Raw genomic sequence first — 1,273 nt, 5'->3', positions numbered from 1 at the left:
CATCGACGTACGGAGAAACGAGCAAGGGGGAAACCATGCGCTATCGGGAACTGGGCCGCACCGGCCTTGAGGTGAGCGAGATCGGCTTCGGGGCCGAGTGGATGGAGAAGAAGACGGCGGCCGAGGTGAAGGCCGTGGCGGACGCGTGCGCCGCGTCCGGCATCAACATCCTGGACTGCTGGATGGCCGAGCCCGAGGTGCGCAGCAACCTGGGCGCCGCCATCGCGGGAGAGCGCGACCGCTGGATCATCCAGGGACACATCGGCTCCACCTGGCAGAACGGCCAGTACACGCGCACGCGGGACCTCGACGCGGTGCGCCCCGCGTTCGAGGACCTGCTCGCACGCCTGGGCACCGACCACGTGGAGCTCGGCATGATCCACTACGTGGACGACGTGGAGGAGTTCGAGGCCATCATGGCCGGCGAGTTCATCGCCTACGTGCGCGCGCTCAAGGAGGCGGGAACGATAGGCCATATCGGCCTGTCCACCCACGCGCCCGAGGTGGCGCGCCGCGCGGCGCTCTCCGGCGAGGTGGAGGCCATCATGTTCAGCGTGAACCCCGCCTTCGACCTCCTGCCCGCCACGGCCAGCCTCGACGATGCGTTCACGTTCGACTACGCCGACGAGCTGGGCGGCATGGACCCGGCGCGGGCGGAGCTCTACGCGCTCTGCGAGCGCGAGGGCGTGGGCCTCACCGTCATGAAGGGCTATGCCGGAGGCCGCCTGTTCAGCGCCGAGGCGTCGCCGTTCGGCGTGGCGATGACGCCCGTGCAGTGCATCCACTACGCGCTCACGCGCCCTGCCGTGGCCAGCATCATGGCCGGTTTCGGCGAGCCGTCCCACGTGGCCGACGCCTGCGCCTACGAGACCGCCGACGACGCGGCGAAGGACTACGCGAGCGTGCTGGCCGGCGCACCGAGGCACGCCTACTTCGGCCAGTGCACGTACTGCGGGCACTGCGCGCCCTGCCTGTCCGGCATCGACATCGCGCTCGTGAACAAGTTCTACGATCTGGCCACGATGCAGGACGAGGTCCCCGCCGGCGTGCGCGCCCATTACGGGTCGCTCGACGCCGCGGCCGCCGACTGCATCGCCTGCCGGGCGTGCGAGCCGCGCTGCCCCTTCGGCGTGCCGGTGGCCGAGCGCATGGAGAAGGCCGCCGCGCTGTTCGCGTAGCAGCCCCGCCCACCGCGGGCGCCCTACGCGCCCGCCTCCCCTCGGCCGCGAAGCGCTCGGCAGCCTCGTCGATGCAGGCGAGCGCGTTCAGCACG

General features: G+C 71.1%; 1 protein-coding gene. It reads left to right on the top strand.

The window, feature by feature from the left end; all coding sequences use genetic code 11:
* Positions 1-35 precede the first annotated feature (35 nt).
* On the top strand, positions 36-1,178 hold the full coding sequence (locus GPA_RS11015; protein ID WP_041239510.1) for an aldo/keto reductase: 1,143 nt from the start codon (positions 36-38) through the stop codon (positions 1,176-1,178).
* The last annotated feature ends 95 nt before the right edge of the window (positions 1,179-1,273 follow it).

The sequence above is a fragment of the Gordonibacter pamelaeae 7-10-1-b genome, assembly GCF_000210055.1.
Lineage (GTDB): Bacteria > Actinomycetota > Coriobacteriia > Coriobacteriales > Eggerthellaceae > Gordonibacter > Gordonibacter pamelaeae.
The sequence above is the reverse complement of the archived record's forward strand: the minus strand, read 5'-3'. Positions and strand labels throughout refer to the sequence as shown.

Excerpts from the sequence above, each read along its gene's own strand:
- GPA_RS11015 (WP_041239510.1), top strand. The coding sequence starts at position 36 with ATGCGCTATCGGGAACTGGGCCGCACCGGCCTTGAGGTGAGCGAGATC.